We start from the raw sequence: 15397 nt of genomic DNA, 5'->3' as shown, positions 1-15397 counted from the left end.
GACTTTTCGGGGCACTTCGGGCGTTTGCCCAGGAGGAGGAGCGAGAAGTGACAGACACCACGAGCGGTTCCGCACGCGGGTCGAAGTCCGAGAAGGCCGCGGCCAAGGGCGCCAAGGCGCCGAAGGGCGGTCTCCGGATGGAGCGCATCCACACCACTCCTGGCGTGCACCCGTACGACGAGGTCCGCTGGGAGCGGCGCGACGTCGTCATGACCAACTGGCGCGACGGCTCGATCAACTTCGAGCAGCGCGGCGTCGAGTTCCCCGACTTCTGGTCGGTCAACGCCGTCAACATCGTCACGTCCAAGTACTTCCGCGGCGCCGTCGGCACCCCGCAGCGCGAGTGGAGCCTCAAGCAGATCATCGACCGCGTGGTGCTCACCTACCGCGCCGCCGGCGAGAAGCACGGCTACTTCGCGAGCACGGACGACGCCGACGTCTTCGAGCACGAGCTGACCCACGCCCTCCTCCACCAGGTGTTCAGCTTCAACTCGCCGGTCTGGTTCAACGTCGGCACCAAGCAGCCCCAGCAGGTCAGCGCCTGCTTCATCCTGTCCGTCGACGACTCCATGGAGTCGATCCTCGACTGGTACAAGGAAGAGGGCATGATCTTCAAGGGCGGCTCCGGCGCCGGCCTCAACCTCTCCCGGATCCGCTCCTCCAAGGAGCTGCTGTCCTCCGGCGGCAACGCCTCCGGCCCGGTCTCCTTCATGCGCGGCGCCGACGCCTCCGCCGGCACCATCAAGTCCGGTGGCGCCACCCGCCGCGCGGCCAAGATGGTCGTGCTCGACGTCGACCACCCGGACGTCGAGGCCTTCATCGAGACCAAGGTGAAGGAGGAGGAGAAGATCCGCGCCCTGCGCGACGCGGGCTTCGACATGGACCTCGGCGGTGACGACATCACCTCCGTGCAGTACCAGAACGCCAACAACTCGGTCCGCGTCTCCGACGAATTCATGACCGCCGTCGAGAACGGCACCGAGTTCGGGCTGCGCGCCCGGATGACCGGCGAGGTCATCGAGACCGTCGACGCCAAGAAGCTCTTCCGCAAGATGGCCGAGGCCGCCTGGGCCTGCGCCGACCCGGGCATCCAGTACGACTCCACCATCAACCACTGGCACACCTGCCCGGAGTCCGGCCGCATCAACGCGTCCAACCCCTGCTCCGAGTACATGCACCTGGACAACTCCAGCTGCAACCTGGCCTCGCTCAACCTGATGAAGTTCCTGCGCGACGACGACTCGTTCGACGCCGAGCGGTTCGCCAAGGTCGTCGAGCTGGTCATCACCGCGATGGACATCTCCATCTGCTTCGCCGACTTCCCGACCGAGAAGATCGGCGAGACCACCCGCGCCTACCGCCAGCTCGGCATCGGCTACGCCAACCTCGGCGCCCTGCTGATGGCCACCGGCCACGCCTACGACAGCGAGGGCGGCCGCGCCCTGGCCGGCGCCATCACCTCGCTGATGACCGGCACCGCCTACCGCCGCGGCGCCGAACTCGCCGGCGTGGTGGGCCCGTACGACGGCTACGCCCGCAACGCGGCCGCGCACCGCCAGGTCATGAAGCAGCACGCGGACGCCTCGCTCGACGCCGTCTCGGTGGACGAGCTGGACGCGCCGGTCTGGCTGGCGGCCAACAAGACCTGGCAGGACGTCCTGCGCATCGGCGCGCAGAACGGTTTCCGCAACGCCCAGGCCTCGGTGCTGGCCCCGACCGGCACCATCGGTCTGATGATGGACTGCGACACCACCGGCGTCGAGCCCGACCTGGCCCTGGTCAAGTTCAAGAAGCTCGTCGGCGGCGGCTCGATGCAGATCGTCAACGGCACCGTGCCGCGGGCCCTCAAGCGCCTCGGCTACCAGGACGAGCAGATCGAGGCGATCGTCGCCCACATCGCCGAGCACGGCAACGTGGTGGACGCGCCGGGCCTCAAGACCGAGCACTACGAGGTGTTCGACTGCGCCATGGGCGAGCGCTCGATCTCGCCGATGGGGCACGTGCGGATGATGGCGGCGATCCAGCCGTGGATCTCCGGCGCCATCTCCAAGACCGTGAACATGCCCGCCGCCGCGACCGTCGAGGACGTCGAGGAGATCTACTTCGAGGCGTGGAAGATGGGCGTCAAGGCGCTCGCCATCTACCGCGAGAACTCGAAGGTCGGCCAGCCGCTCTCGGCCAAGAAGAAGGACTCCGAGGCCAAGGCCGAGGAGGCCCCGGGCGCCGCGGTCGAGAAGGTCGTCGAGTACCGTCCGGTCCGCAAGCGCCTGCCCAAGGGCCGTCCGGGCATCACCACCTCCTTCACGGTCGGTGGCGCCGAGGGCTACATGACCGCCAACTCCTACCCGGACGACGGCCTCGGCGAGGTCTTCCTGAAGATGTCCAAGCAGGGCTCGACCCTCGCGGGCATGATGGACGCCTTCTCCATCGCCGTCTCGGTCGGCCTGCAGTACGGCGTGCCGCTGGAGACCTACGTCTCGAAGTTCACCAACATGCGCTTCGAGCCGGCCGGTCTGACCGACGACCCGGACGTGCGGATGGCGCAGTCGATCGTCGACTACATCTTCCGCCGCCTGGCGCTGGACTTCCTGCCGTTCGAGACCCGCTCGGCGCTCGGCATCCACTCCGTCGAGGAGCGTCAGCGCCACCTGGAGACCGGCTCCTACGAGCCGCTGGAGGCCGAGGAGCTCGACACCGAGTCGCTGGCCCAGTCGGCCCCGGTGGTCGCCGCCAAGCCGGCCCCGGCCGTCGAGGCGCCCAAGGCCGCCCCGAAGCAGGCCCACAACTCCACGGAGCTGATGGAGATCCAGCTCGGCCTCAACGCCGATGCGCCGCTCTGCTTCTCCTGCGGCACCAAGATGCGCCGCGCCGGCAGCTGCTACCTCTGCGAGGGCTGCGGCTCCACCAGCGGCTGCAGCTGATCGTGCCCGACCCGGTTTCCACCCGCTGAGGTGAAGACCCGAGGCGGGGCGAGGACTTCAGGTCCTCGCCCCGCCTCTTTTCCGTTTCCCGCCCCCTTTTTTTTCCGCCCGGCGGGGCCGCCGATGTCACGGATCGGGGCCGTGTCCGGTCCGTAGGGGTGACAGGTGTTTCGACGGAGGGAACGGCGTGGTGGACGGGACGGTGCTGGTGACCGGGGCGACGGGGACGCTGGGGCGGGAGGTGGTGCGGCTGCTGGTGGCGCGCGGGGTGGCGGTGCGGGGGTTGAGCCGGCGGGCGCGGGGCGGGGGTGACGGGGTCGAGTGGGTGGTCGGGGACCTGGTGAGCGGGGCCGGGATCGCGGAGGCGGTGGCCGGGGTCGAGGTGGTGGTGGACTGCGCGACCACCCAGCGCAAGGCGGACGTGGCGGCGGTGCGGACGCTGGTGGGGCGGGCGCGGGAGGCCGGGGTCCGGCACCTGGTGTACGTGTCGATCGTGGGGATCGACCGGGTGCCGCTCGGGTACTACCGGACGAAGCTCGTCTGTGAGCGGGTGGTGCGGGAGTCCGGGCTCGGGTGGACGGTGCTGCGGGCGACGCAGTTCCACGACCTGCTGCTGAGGTTCTTCGACGCCTCGGCGAAGCTGCCGGTGTTCCCGGTGTTCGCCGGGGTGCGGTTCCAGCCGGTGGACGTCCGGGAGGTGGCCGCGGCGGTCGTCGGGCTCGTGGGGGAGGAGCCGGCCGGGTTCGCGCCGGAGGTGGGCGGGCCGCGGGTGCGCTCGTACCGGGAGCTGGCCGGGGCGTACCTGCGGGCGGCGGGCAGGCGGCGGCTGCTGCTGCCGCTGCGGTTGCCGGGGGCGGCGGGCCGGGGACTGCGCGCGGGCGGGAACCTCGCGCCGGAGCGGGCGGTGGGCCGGGGGACCTTCGAGGAGGCGCTGGAGCGGCGGTTCGGGGGCCGCTGACGGTCCCAGCTGTCAATCAGGGTTGACACTCGCGCCGATGTCAACCAGAGTTGACGGCATGAGCGAAAGCGGAGAACTCGCGGCCGCGGCGAGCAGTCGTGACCCCGCGGTGGGCCTCCGGGCGGTCCGCGCCCTGCGCGACCTGGCGGACCGTCTGGAGGGCCTGCAGGTGGGCAACGCCCGGTCGCAGGGCTGGTCCTGGCAGGACATCGCGGTCTGCCTCGGGGTGACCAGGCAGGCGGTCCACAAGAAGTACGCCCGGCGCGGAGCCGGCACCGAGCGGGAAGGGGGCTGAGGGATGTTCGAGCGATTCACCGAAGCGGCGCGGCAGGTCGTGGTCACCGCCCAGCAGGAGGCGCGGGAGCTGCGGCACGGCCACGTCGGCACGGAGCACCTCCTGCTGGCGATCCTCAGGCGGTCGGAGGACCCGGCCGCCGGGGTGCTGACGGAGGCCGGACTGGACCACGCCACGGCGCAGCGGGCGGTACGCCGCCTGCTGGGGGACACCGGCGAGGCGCAGGCGCTCGCCGCGATCGGGGTCGACCTGGACGCGGTGCGCGAGGCGGTCGAGTCGGTCTTCGGGGAGGGGGCGCTGGACGCCCCGCCCGAGGAGGCGCCGAAGCGTCGCGGCTGGTTCCGCTCCGGCGGGGGGAGGGGCGGGCACCTCCCGTTCACGGGGCGGGCGAGGAAGGCGGTGGAGCTGTCGCTGCGGGAGTCGCTGCGGCTGAAGTCGGGGGAGATCGGGGTCGGGCACCTGCTGCTCGGCGTGCTCCGCGAGGGGGAGGGGCTGGGGGTGCGGGTGGTGGTCGACCACGGGCTGGACCCGAAGGCCGTCCGGGAGGCGGTCGAGCGGAAGGCGGGCTGAGACCGGCTGCGGGTCCGGCTGCGGGTCCGGGTGGTGGATTTCGGGGGTGGACTCCGGGCCGTGAACCCTGAATGCGGGGCCCGGCTGCGCGGCCCGGCCGTGATCGCCCGACTGCGAACGCCCGGCCGTGATCGCCCGGCCGTGATCGCCCGGAGGTGAAGCAGGCCACTCGGCCGTGCGGCGGTTGCGTCGCCAATCGGTGTACGGCGCGTGGATGGAGGAGACTGCCCGTCAACTGGCCGCTTGAGGGCAATGTCTGAATCGATATGATCGGCCGAAAGCGTGAACCGATCAGCCGCCCGGAGACGTTTCGCTGCGTCCCCGGGCGGTCTGGTATGCGCCCGACCAGCTGTCGGCGGTCGCGATCGTCGCCGACCCGCCGCCGTGCCGCCGCCCGCCGACGTTGCCGAGGACCGCACCGATGAGAGAAGCCACCAGCCCCGACGGCCGGCCGCGCCGACGGCCCGCGCCGCGCACCGTCGCCCTGACGGCGGCCGCCGTCCTGCTGGCGCTGGTCGCCGCACCGGTCGGTGTCAGCCGGGCCCTGGGCGCGCACCAGCCGCTCACCGCCCTGGCCGTGGGCGCCGTCACCGTTCTCTGGCTGATCGCGGTCGGCCTCGCGGCGACCGGCGTCGAGCGCTCCCGCCGACTCGCCGAGGAGGTGGCGGAGCAGCACCAGGAGGCGATGAGGGCGCTGGTCGTCGCCGGCGCCGCCCGGCAGGCGGAGACGGCGGCCGAGGGGCGCGCGACCGCCGCGGAGGCCGAACGGGACGCCGCCCGTGCCGAGCAGGCCCGCGCCGAGGCCGAGGCCGTCGCCGCGCGGGCCGAGGTGGACCGGGTGCGGGCCGAGCTGGACGCCGAGCGGGCGGGGGCGGAGGCGGACCGCGCCGCGGTCGAGGCCGAGCGCGCCGAGCTGGACCGGATCGCGGAGGGTGTGCTGCCCGAGGTGGTGAAGAAGCTGCGCGCGGGCGCGTCCGTGGACAGCGCGCTGGCCGCGCACCGCAAGCACCCCCAGTACGCGCTGCTGCGCGCCGTCGGCGAGGAGATCGGCCGGGGCGAGCGGCTGCGGGCCGCCGCCCTCGCGGTCTGCGCGACGGCAGCCGGGCGGGTGCAGGCGCTGGCCACGAGCATGCACGCCGAGCTGCGCGAGATGCAGCACCGGCACGACGAGGAGGTGCTCGGCGACCTGCTGAGCCTGGACCACTCGACCGCCCAGGCGGGCCGGATGGCCGACAGCATCGCGGTGCTCACCGGCGCCCGCTCGGGCCGGCGCTGGGCCAAGCCGATCGCGGTGGAGTCGGTGCTGCGCGGCGCGCTCGGCCGGATCGGCGCCTACCAGCGGGTGCGGCTGCACAACGCCAGCTCCGCCGCGGTGGCCGGGTACGCCGCCGAGGGGATCATGCACGCGCTGGCCGAGCTGCTGGACAACGCGACCAACTTCTCCGCTCCGCCGGCCGAGGTGCACGTTTACGTCGAGGAGGTGCCCGCCGGACTGGCGGTCACCGTCGAGGACAGCGGACTGGGCCTGAGCGACAGCTGGCTGCGCCGCGCCGAGCGGGCGGTCTCCGCCGAGCCGCTGGACCTCACCACGCTCTCCGCCGGTACCCGGCTGGGGCTCGCGGTGGTCGGGGTGCTGGCGCGCAAGCACGGGCTGCAGGTCTCCTTCCGGCCGTCGGCACGCGGCGGTACGGGGGTGGTGGTGCTGATCCCGCAGCAGCTGATCACGCACCAGGCGCCGGCGTCCGTCCCCGCGCAGGCGCCGGCCGCGGAGTCCGCGCGCCCCGCCCTGACCCCCGCACGCCCGGGCCGTACGCCCCTGCCGCCGGCGCCCGCAGCGCCGACCGCGCTCACCACCCCGGCGGCCCTCACCACCCCGGCGGCGCCGGCGCCGAATGCGGCCCCCCTGCCGCCCGCGCCCGCCCCTGTGACCGACAGCGGCCTGCCGCAGCGCCGTCGCGGGCAGACCTTGACGACCGCCCCGGCGGCGGACCGGACCGCGAAGCCCGTACGCGCCGATGCGGTGACTGCGGCCGCCCGGTTCGGGGCGTTCCGTATGGCGGCCCTGTCGACAAGACGGGACGGGCCGCCGACCACGGACGTCACGTCCGATGGCTCCTCCGCCACCGAGAAGGACACCTCTTGACGTCCTCCTCCGGCCGAGGCCAGAGGACTCCAACCCTCGCGGGTCGGGCTTTCTGCTGCACAGGCGCTTGCCGACCTGGTCCACCGGCGGGGGGACGGTGTGCCGCCCATCGGTCCGACACCAGCTCCACCGACCTGACGTCCCGCCGGCCCGGCGGTAGGCCGGTTCGGAGCTTCACCACGCTCCGGCCGACTCCGGCGACGTAGCAGGCGACGACGATGACGGCGCTGCGACGTGACAAGTCCTGCCGCGTTCTGCCTCGCCGACGGAACGCCCGTATTCTCCCCCGGCCAACGCCGGGGACTCATCGGAGGTATCAGATGACAAGCGCCACTGACCGCGACCTCGACTGGCTGTTGGAGAACCTGCTGGCGGCCACCCCCGGCACCCGGCACGCCCTGGTGCTCTCCGCCGACGGCCTCAAGCTCTGCCACACCGCCGGGCTGGACACCGACCAGGCCGACCAGCTGGCGGCGATCGCCTCCGGTCTGCAGAGCCTCGCGCACGGCGCCTCGATCGAGTTCGGCGACGGCAGCGGCGGCGTCCGCCAGTCGATGACCGAGTTCCACGGCGGCATCCTGTGCATCGTGGCGGCCGGCGAGGGCGCGCACCTCGCGGTGGTCACGGACGACGACGCGGACGTCGGCGTGGTCGGTCACAACATGCACGGCCTGATCGAGCAGATCGGCGTCCACCTCAGCGCGCCGGCCCGTGAGGCGGTGGAGTCGGCGGACGTGGCGGAGGCCGGGGCCGGAGCCGCGGACGGGAGTGCCACCACCACACCAGAGGGCGCGGGGATATGAACGCCGGGCCGGTGCTGCCGGGCCGTGACGACGACCCGGACCGCCTCTACACCATCACCAAGGGCCGCAGCCGCGCCCCGGAGAACGCCTTCGACCTGGTCACCCTGATCGTCGCCGAGCGGCAGCCGGTGCCCGGGATGCAGTCGGAGCACGCCCGGATCCTGCGGATGTGCGAGGCCCCGACCGCGGTCGTGGAGGTGGCGGCGGAGCTGGCGCTGCCCGTCTCGGTGGTGAAGATCCTGCTCGGCGACCTGCTGGAGTCCGGAGCGGTCACCGCCCGCCACCCCCGGTTCGCGCCGAACAAGGCCCGGCTGCCCGACCTCGACACGCTGAAGCAGGTGCTGCATGGCCTCCAACGGCTCTGACGTCCGGCCCGCCGGACGCACCCCGCTGCGGGCGACCGCCGACAACGCGCAGAAGATCGTCGTGGTCGGCGGCTTCGGCGTGGGCAAGACCACGCTGGTCGGCTCGGTCAGCGAGATCCGTCCGCTGAACACCGAGGAGGTGATGACCCGCGCGGGCGAGGGCATCGACCCGGCCGGCGCCTGGGGCAAGCGCTCCACCACGGTCGCCTTCGACTTCGGCCGGATCACCCTCTCCGCGCGCCAGGTGCTGTACCTGTTCGGCGCGCCCGGGCAGGAGCGCTTCTGGTTCCTCTGGGACCGGCTGTTCACCGGCGCCCTGGGCGCGGTCGTCCTGGTGGACACCCGGCGGCTGGAGGAGTCCTGGTACGCGATCGACCGGCTGGAGCACCACGGCACCCCGTTCATCGTCGCCCGCAACAACTTCGGCGAGCCGACCCACACCCTGGAGCAGGTCCGCGAGGCGCTGGACCTGCCGGCCCAGGTGCCGCTGGTGGACTGCGACGCGCGCGACCGCGAGTCCGGCAAGCGGGTGCTGATCGAGCTGGTCCGGCACCTGGCGGCCCTGGCCGGGGCCGATGAGACCGACCTGGCCGTTCCGGCCGGCGCCGACGAGGGCGACCGGGCCGACCCGGCCGACCCGGCCCGTGCCGACGAGGGCGACCCGGCCGGCACGACCGGTTCCGAAGAGGCCGCCGCCCCGGCAGCGGCCGCCACCGCGACGTACGAGGAGAGCATCCCGTGACCGAGCCCGCCGCCACCCCGCCGCCGGGCTGCCCGGCGCACCCCGGCGCCACGCCGCTGTACGGGCCGCGTTTCCAGACCGACCCGGCCCAGCTGTACCGCGAGCTGCGCGCCGCGCACGGCCCGGTCGCCCCGGTCGAGCTGGCCGGCGGCGTGCCCGCCTGGCTGGTCATCGGCTACCGCGAGCTGCAGCAGGTGACCGGCCAGCCGCAGCTGTTCGGCCGCGACTCCAGCCGCTGGCACGCCTGGGAGACGCTGCCCGCCGACTGGCCGCTGAAGCCGATGATGGCGCCGGTGCCGTCGATCCTCTACGCCGAGGGCGAGGAGCACGTCCGGCGGTCGCGCGCGGTCACCGACGCGCTGGCCGGGATCGATCCCTACGAACTGCGCAAGCACTCCGAGGAGATCGCCGACCGGCTGATCGACGAGTTCGCCGGGCGCGGCGAGGCCGACCTGGTCGCCGAGTACGCGCACCGGATGCCGCTGCTGGTGCTGTGCCGGGTGCTCGGCCTGGACGAGGAGCAGGCGCCGCAGCTGATCGCGGCGCTGCTGGCGATGCTGGACGGCGGCTCGGACGCGCCGGCCGGCGCGCAGCGGCTGCTGGAGCTGATGCTCGCGCTGGTGGAGGAGAAGGCCCAGCACCCGGGCGCCGACGTGGCTTCGCGGATGCTGGCGCACGAGGCCGGGCTGAGCCACGACGAGGTGATGCGCGACCTGCGGGTGCTGCTGATCGCCGGTCACCAGCCGAGCTCGTACTGGATCTCCAACGCGCTGCGGCTGATGCTCACCGACGAGCGGTTCGCCGCCTCGCTGGCGGGTGGCCGGCGCAGCATCAGCCAGGCGCTCAACGAGGCGCTCTGGGAGGACACCCCGACGCAGATCTTCGCCGGGCGCTGGGCGGTGCGGGACACCCAGCTGGGCGGCCAGCGGATCGGCGCGGGCGACATGCTGCTGCTGGGCTTCGCCGGGGCCAACGCGGACCCGGCGGTCCGGCAGGCCGACGGCCGTCCGGCCGAGGGCAACCGGGCGCACATGAGCTACTCGTACGGCGAGCACGGCTGCCCGTTCCCCGCGCAGGAGGCGGCCGAGGTGATCGCGACCACCGCGATCGAGGTGCTGCTGGACCGGCTGCCGGACCTGCGGCTGGCGGTGGCCGAGCACGCGCTGGTGTGGCGGCCGTCGGCCTGGGTGCGCGGGCTGGTGGCGCTGCCGGTGTCGTTCACCCCGGGCCACCCCGCCTGATCCGCGGCCGCTGCCAGCCCCCGTCGAGCCCGGTCGACCCCTCGTCGATCGGGGCCGACTCCGTCGCCGGACGTCGGTGCGCCGAACGTCCGGTCGCTGTACGTCCGGTCGCTGTACGTCCGGTCGCTGTACGTCCGAGAGAGAGATCCGTCAGGGATCCGAAGGAGAGTTGCCGATGACCGCCGCCCCGGCCCCGATCGTCCTCGACCCGCTGGCCCGTGACAACGCGGCCGAGGGCGCCCTGCTGCGGGCCGCCGGTCCGGTGGTGCCGGTCGTGCTGCCCGGTGGGGTTTCCGCCTGGGCGGTGGCCCGGCACGCGGAGGCCCGCGAGCTGCTGACGGACGCCCGGCTGGTGAAGGACGCCGCCCACTGGGCGGCCTACCAGCGCGGGGAGGTGCCGAAGACCTGGCCGCTGATCGGCCTGGCGGTGCCCGGTCCGAGCATGGTGACCACGGACGGCGCGGCGCACCGCCGGCTGCGGGCGCTGGTCGCGCAGGCCTTCACCCCGCGCCGGGTGGAGCTGATGCGTCCGCGCGTCGTGGAGATCACCCACGCGCTGCTGGACGCCGTGGCGGCGGGGGAGCCGGAGGTCGACCTGAAGACGGCCTTCGCCTTCCCGCTGCCGATGACGGTGATCTGCTCGCTGCTGGGCGTGCCGGAGTCGGACCACGGCGTGCTGCGCGACCTGTACGAGCGGTTCTTCGGCATCAAGCCGGACCCGGCGGGCATCCAGGCGACCATCGCCGGGCTGAACGCCTTCGTCAACGACCTGGTGGCGCAGCGTCGTTCGGCGCCCGGCGAGGACCTGGCGAGCGCGCTGCTGGCGGCCGACGCCGAGGGCGGGGCGCTGACCGACGCGGAGGCGGCGGCCACCCTGCGGGTGATCATCGCGGCCGGTCACGAGACCACGGTGAACCTCATCGGCAACGCGGTGCGGGCGCTGCTGGCGCACCCGGACCAGCTGGAGCTGGTGCGCTCGGGCCGGGTCTCCTGGGACGCGGTGGTCGAGGAGTCGCTCCGCTGGACGCCGCCCACCAGCAACTTCCTGTTCCGCTTCGCGGCCGCCGACATCCCGGTCGGCGACGTGGTGATCCCGGCGGGCGATCCGGTGCTGGTCTCGTACAACGCGATCGGCCGGGACCCGTTGCAGCACGGGGTGACGGCGGAGGTGTTCGACGTCACCCGTGGCCCCAGCCGTCACCTGTCCTTCGGCCACGGTCCGCACGTCTGCCCGGGTTCGCCGCTGGCCCGGCTGGAGGCGGGGGTGGCGCTGCCGGCGCTGTTCGAGCGGTTCCCGAAGCTGTCGCTCGCGGTGCCGGACGCCGAGCTGCGGCCGAGCCCGTCGCTGGTGGTGAACAGCCTGCTGGAGCTGCCGGTTCGGCTGTTCTGACGTAACGTCATGAGACGGGCCCCGTCCGGGTTTCCGGGCGGGGCCTTCGACTTCTGGTGGCGGGGCTCCGGAAAACGCCTGGTCGTCGGTCACGGTCCGGATACCGAGGGGTGAAGGTCGAACGCAGACCTTGGCGGGGGGCTGCTGCTGCGTTAACGTCTTCGATCAGTCCGGCCGCCGTTCGGCCCTTGATCCCTGTAGGCCCATCTCCGGTACAGCGCAATGTCGTTCAGTCACCACCGGCAGCAATGCCCTGGCGAGGAGGACCGCATTGACTCCCAACCCGACAGCGCCGCAACCGAGTCGCCGCCGCCGATCGGCCGCCGTGCCCGCCCTGTTGGCGGCGCTGGCGCTGACCGCGGCCTGCTCCAACAGTTCCGGCAGTTCGGGTGGCGGCGGTGGGGCTGCCCAGTCGTTGACCGGCGACTGCGCCAAGTACCAGCCGTACGCCGGTCATTCGGGCACCACCGTGACGATGTTCGCCTCCATCCTGAGCCCGGAGTCGGACAACCTGGAGAAGTCCTGGGCCGGGTTCAGCACGTGCACCGGGATCAAGATCAGTTACGAGGGCTCGAACGACTTCGAGTCGCAGCTCCCGGTCCGGGTGGCCGGCGGCAACGCCCCGGACTTCGCGATCATCCCGCAGCCGGGCCTGCTGGCGCAGATGGTGAAGAGCGGCAAGGTGGCCAAACCGCCCGCGCAGACCGTCGCCAACCAGGACAAGTGGAGCCCGATCTGGAAGACCTACGGATCGGTCAACGGCACCTTCTACGCGGCCCCGATGAGCGCCAACATGAAGTCGCTGGTCTGGTACTCGCCGAAGGCCTTCAAGGCGGCCGGCTACGAGGCGCCGAAGACCTGGGCGGACCTGATGGCGCTCAGCGACCGGATCGCCAAGGCGGGCGGCCCCAAGCCGTGGTGCGGCGGCATCGCCTCCGGCACGGCCACCGGCTGGCCGGCCACCGACTGGCTGGAGGAGGTGGTGCTGGGCAGCTACGGCGGCGAGGTGTACGACCAGTGGGTCGGCCACAAGGTGAAGTTCTCCGACGAGAAGATCACCACGGCGATGCGGACGGTCGCCGACTGGATGCAGAACCCGGCCTGGGTCAACGCGGGCTTCGGTGACGTGAAGTCGATCGCCACCACGACCTTCCAGGACGCGGGCACGCCCGTCCTGAGCGGCAAGTGCATGATGCTGCAGCAGGCGTCCTTCTACGAGGCGCAGTGGCCCAAGGGCACCAAGGTCGGTCCGGACGGGGACGTCTTCGCCTTCCACCTGCCCGCGGTGAACCCGTCCGTCGCCAACCCGGTGGAGGGCGGCGGCGAGTTCCTGGCCGCCTTCGCCAGCCGGCCCGAGGTGCAGGCGGTGCAGAACTACCTGTCCAGCGCGGACTGGGCGAGCAGCCGCGTGAAGACCGCGAGCGGCTGGGTCTCGGCCAACCAGGGCGTGGACAAGAGCCTGTACACCGACCCGATCGACAAGCTGTCCGCCGAGGCGCTGACCGACCCGGCGGCCACCTTCCGCTTCGACGGCTCGGACCTGATGCCGGCCGCCGTCGGGGCCGGACAGGAGTGGAAGTCGCTGACCGCCTGGTTCGCGGAGGGGCAGTCGATCCAGAAGACGGCCGCCGACATCGACGCCGCCTGGCCGCAGTAGCCGGTTCGCCGCGGCCCTTCCCGGCGCGGCACAGGACCACCTGTCGAGGGCGGTGCGGGGCCACCCACCCGCACCGCCCACCCCCTTCCCACCGGACCCGAAGGGACGCGCAGCCATGTCCGTACCCGGATTCCCGTCACCCCTAGCCGCCCTGGCCGCCGGGGGACCGGCCGCCGGAGGGCCGGCCCCCGAGAGACTGGCGGTCGGCGCCTGGGGTGACGCGGCGGTCAAACTCGGCAACACCTTCGGTGCCGTCGCGGGCTTCCTCGGCATCCTGCTGGTCGTCTTCCTGGTCGCCGGCCGGGCCCGCGGCCGGCTGTCCCGCCCGCTGAGCGTCGCCGTGTTCCTCGGCCCGGCGGTGCTGCTGCTGGCGGTCGGCCTGGTGGTGCCGCTGGTCCGCACGGTCTACCTGAGCCTGCAGAACGACGACGGCAGCCGGTTCGTCGGCGGTGAGAACTTCGGCTGGGCCCTCACCACCGACTCGGTGCAGAAGGTGCTGCTGAACACCCTGCTGTGGCTGGTGGTCGCCCCGCTGGTGGCGACCGGGCTGGGGCTGGTGCTGGCGCTGCTGGTGGACCGGATGCGCGGCCAGTCGGTCTACAAGTCGCTGATCTTCATGCCGATGGCGATCTCGCTGGTCGGCGCCTCGATCATCTTCAAGTTCGTCTACGAGTCGCGCGGACCGGGGCAGCCGCAGATCGGCCTGCTCAGCCGACTGGCCGTCGCGGCGGGCTGGGACGACCCGCCGAACTGGATGCTGTCGCAGCCGTTGAACACCTTCCTGCTGATGGCGGTGCTGGTCTGGGTGCAGACCGGCTTCGCGATGGTGGTGCTGTCGGCGGCGATCAAGGCGATCCCGGACGAGGTCGTGGAGGCGGCCCGGCTGGACGGCGCGAGCGGGGTGCGGCTCTTCTGGTACGTCACGGTGCCGATGATCCGCACCACGGTGATGGTGGTGCTGACCACCGTCATGATCATCACGCTGAAGGCCTTCGACATCGTCCGCACCATGACCGGCGGAAACTTCGGCACCCAGGTGCTGGCCAACGAGATGTACTCGCAGTCCTTCGTGCAGTTCAACTCCGGACGGGGGAGCGCCCTCGCGGTGATCCTCTTCCTCGCGGTGCTGCCGCTGGTGGCCTACAACATCGTCCAGCTGCGGAAGGAGCGTGAGGTGCGGTGACCTCGCTTCGGAAGGATTCCGTTCCCGGGGGGAACGCCGGCGCGGGTGGCGCTGCCGCCGTGGGCGGCGCCGGTGCCGCCGTTGCCGTGGGCGGCCCGGGCGGCGGCGCACGGGCCGCTGTCGCCGTGGGCGGCGGGAACCCGGTCCGCAAGGCCTTCAGCAGCCCGCTGGCCTCGGTGTTCGTGATCGCGATGACGGTGCTCTGGACGATCCCCACGCTGGGCCTGCTGGTGACCTCGCTGCGGCCCAAGCAGGACGTGACCTCCAGCGGCTGGTGGAGCTCGCTGCTGCACCCGGACTTCGGCCTCGGCAACTACCACTCCGTCCTGTTCGAGGGCGGCTCGGGCGCCTCCACCGGCCTGATGCCGTTCCTGGTGAACTCGCTGGCGATCAGCGTCCCGGCGACCGTCTTCCCGCTGGTGCTCGCGGCGATGGCGGCGTACGCGCTGGCCTGGGTGCGGTTCCGGGGGAGCGACGTGGTGTTCTTCACGGTGTTCGCGTTGCAGGTGGTACCGCTCCAGATGGCGCTGATCCCGTTGCTGCGGCTGTTCTCCAGCGGTGCGCACCTGGGCTCGTTGACGCTGGTGCCGGCGGTGGACCTCCAGGGCAGCTACGCTCCGGTCTGGCTGGCGCACACCATGTTCGCGATGCCGCTCGCGGTGTTCCTGCTGCACAACTTCATCGCGCAGCTGCCGCGCGACCTGATGGAGGCGGCGGTGGTGGACGGCGCCTCGCACTTCAAGATCTTCCGCTCGATCGTGCTGCCGTTGAGCGCGCCGGCGCTGGCCTCGTTCGCGATCTTCCAGTTCCTCTGGGTCTGGAACGACCTGCTGGTCGCGCTGACCTTCGCGGGCGGCACGCCCGAGGTGGCGCCGATGACGGTGCGGCTGGCGCAGCTGTCGGGTTCCCTCGGCGGGCGCTGGGAGCTGCTGACGGCCGGGGCGTTCCTGTCGATCCTCGTGCCGTTGATCGTCTTCTTCAGCCTGCAGCGGTACTTCGTCCGGGGGCTGCTGGCCGGGTCGGTGAAGGGCTAGTTGGTTCTGAACGCGTTCAGAACCAACTTTTGAACCTGTTCAGAATGGTCTACAGTCAGCGATGCGGCGCCCGGCGCGCCCATCGGGGGACCACC

General features: G+C 72.4%; 13 protein-coding genes. All 13 read left to right on the top strand.

Annotation, left to right across the window (positions count from 1 at the left end; translation table 11 throughout):
- Nucleotides 1-47 precede the first annotated feature (47 nt).
- Nucleotides 48-2921 carry a vitamin B12-dependent ribonucleotide reductase gene (locus ACZ6Y7_RS31140; protein ID WP_465761284.1) on the top strand — a complete coding sequence of 958 codons (2874 nt, stop codon included), beginning with the start codon at nucleotides 48-50 and terminating at the stop codon, nucleotides 2919-2921.
- 187 nt (nucleotides 2922-3108) lie between these two features.
- Nucleotides 3109-3879: an SDR family oxidoreductase gene (locus ACZ6Y7_RS31135; protein WP_465761283.1), complete on the top strand. Its 771-nt coding sequence runs from the start codon at nucleotides 3109-3111 to the stop codon at nucleotides 3877-3879.
- Nucleotides 3880-3937: 58 nt separating this feature from the next.
- On the top strand, nucleotides 3938-4174 hold the full coding sequence (locus tag ACZ6Y7_RS31130) for an RNA polymerase subunit sigma-70 (RefSeq protein WP_465761282.1): 237 nt from the start codon (nucleotides 3938-3940) through the stop codon (nucleotides 4172-4174).
- 3 nt (nucleotides 4175-4177) lie between these two features.
- On the top strand, nucleotides 4178-4744 hold the full coding sequence (locus ACZ6Y7_RS31125; RefSeq protein ID WP_465761281.1) for a Clp protease N-terminal domain-containing protein: 567 nt from the start codon (nucleotides 4178-4180) through the stop codon (nucleotides 4742-4744).
- Nucleotides 4745-5165: 421 nt separating this feature from the next.
- Nucleotides 5166-6887, top strand: coding sequence for a sensor histidine kinase (locus ACZ6Y7_RS31120; protein WP_465761280.1), 1722 nt, complete (start codon nucleotides 5166-5168; stop codon nucleotides 6885-6887).
- A 320-nt stretch (nucleotides 6888-7207) separates the two neighbouring features.
- Nucleotides 7208-7690 carry a roadblock/LC7 domain-containing protein gene (locus ACZ6Y7_RS31115; protein WP_465761279.1) on the top strand — a complete coding sequence of 161 codons (483 nt, stop codon included), beginning with the start codon at nucleotides 7208-7210 and terminating at the stop codon, nucleotides 7688-7690.
- Nucleotides 7687-8055 carry a DUF742 domain-containing protein gene (locus tag ACZ6Y7_RS31110; protein ID WP_465761278.1) on the top strand — a complete coding sequence of 123 codons (369 nt, stop codon included), beginning with the start codon at nucleotides 7687-7689 and terminating at the stop codon, nucleotides 8053-8055. Before ACZ6Y7_RS31115 ends, ACZ6Y7_RS31110 begins: the two co-directional genes overlap by 4 nt.
- On the top strand, nucleotides 8036-8797 hold the full coding sequence (locus ACZ6Y7_RS31105; RefSeq protein ID WP_465761277.1) for a GTP-binding protein: 762 nt from the start codon (nucleotides 8036-8038) through the stop codon (nucleotides 8795-8797). The genes ACZ6Y7_RS31110 and ACZ6Y7_RS31105 overlap by 20 nt, the downstream gene beginning before the upstream one ends.
- The gene (locus tag ACZ6Y7_RS31100) at nucleotides 8794-10038 is read left to right on the top strand and encodes a cytochrome P450 (RefSeq protein ID WP_465761276.1); all 1245 of its coding nucleotides are present in this window, start codon (nucleotides 8794-8796) and stop codon (nucleotides 10036-10038) included. Before ACZ6Y7_RS31105 ends, ACZ6Y7_RS31100 begins: the two co-directional genes overlap by 4 nt.
- 175 nt (nucleotides 10039-10213) lie before the next feature.
- Nucleotides 10214-11428: a cytochrome P450 family protein gene (locus tag ACZ6Y7_RS31095; protein ID WP_465761275.1), complete on the top strand. Its 1215-nt coding sequence runs from the start codon at nucleotides 10214-10216 to the stop codon at nucleotides 11426-11428.
- A 325-nt stretch (nucleotides 11429-11753) separates the two neighbouring features.
- Nucleotides 11754-13085: an ABC transporter substrate-binding protein gene (locus ACZ6Y7_RS31090; protein ID WP_465761274.1), complete on the top strand. Its 1332-nt coding sequence runs from the start codon at nucleotides 11754-11756 to the stop codon at nucleotides 13083-13085.
- A 115-nt stretch (nucleotides 13086-13200) separates the two neighbouring features.
- Nucleotides 13201-14268: a carbohydrate ABC transporter permease gene (locus ACZ6Y7_RS31085; protein WP_465761273.1), complete on the top strand. Its 1068-nt coding sequence runs from the start codon at nucleotides 13201-13203 to the stop codon at nucleotides 14266-14268.
- A 125-nt stretch (nucleotides 14269-14393) separates the two neighbouring features.
- Nucleotides 14394-15302 (top strand): carbohydrate ABC transporter permease, encoded by a 909-nt coding sequence (locus ACZ6Y7_RS31080; protein WP_465761272.1) that lies wholly within the window; start codon nucleotides 14394-14396, stop codon nucleotides 15300-15302.
- Nucleotides 15303-15397: the final 95 nt, after the last annotated feature.

This window comes from Kitasatospora sp. NPDC053308 (assembly GCF_055585785.1).
The sequence above is the reverse complement of the archived record's forward strand: the minus strand, read 5'-3'. Positions and strand labels throughout refer to the sequence as shown.